Source organism: Streptomyces sp. NRRL S-87, from assembly GCF_000719335.1.
Classification (GTDB): Bacteria; Actinomycetota; Actinomycetes; order Streptomycetales; family Streptomycetaceae; genus Streptomyces.
Map to the genome: position 1 here is coordinate 1 of NZ_JOGB01000197.1, position 391 is coordinate 391.

1 protein-coding gene is annotated in these 391 nt (G+C 70.8%); it reads left to right on the top strand.

The features are described 5' to 3' along the window. The coding region (locus IF43_RS37545) for an acyltransferase domain-containing protein (protein ID WP_037891726.1) at nucleotides 1-391 on the top strand (391 nt) is incomplete at both ends.

The window sequence follows — 391 nt, forward strand, 5'->3', positions numbered from 1 at the left end:
GGAGGTCCTGCCGCTGTTGTCGGAGGGTGTGGGCATCGCCGCGGTGAACGGTCCGCAGTCGGTGGTCGTCTCCGGTGACGAGGGCGCGGCGGTCGCGATCGCCGAGACGTTCGAGGCGCAGGGGCGTAAGACCAAGCGGCTGGCGGTCAGTCACGCGTTCCACTCGCCGCTCATGGACGGGATGCTGGCCGACTTCCGCAAGGTCGTCGAGGGGCTGTCGTTCGATGCGCCCCGTGTTCCGGTCGTCTCGAACCTGACCGGTGCCCTCGTCGCCGACGAGATGGGTACGGCCGACTTCTGGGTGCGGCACGTGCGCGAGGCCGTCCGTTTCCTGGACGGCGTGCGGGCGCTGGAGGCGGCCGGGGTGGCGACGTACGTCGAACTCGGGCCG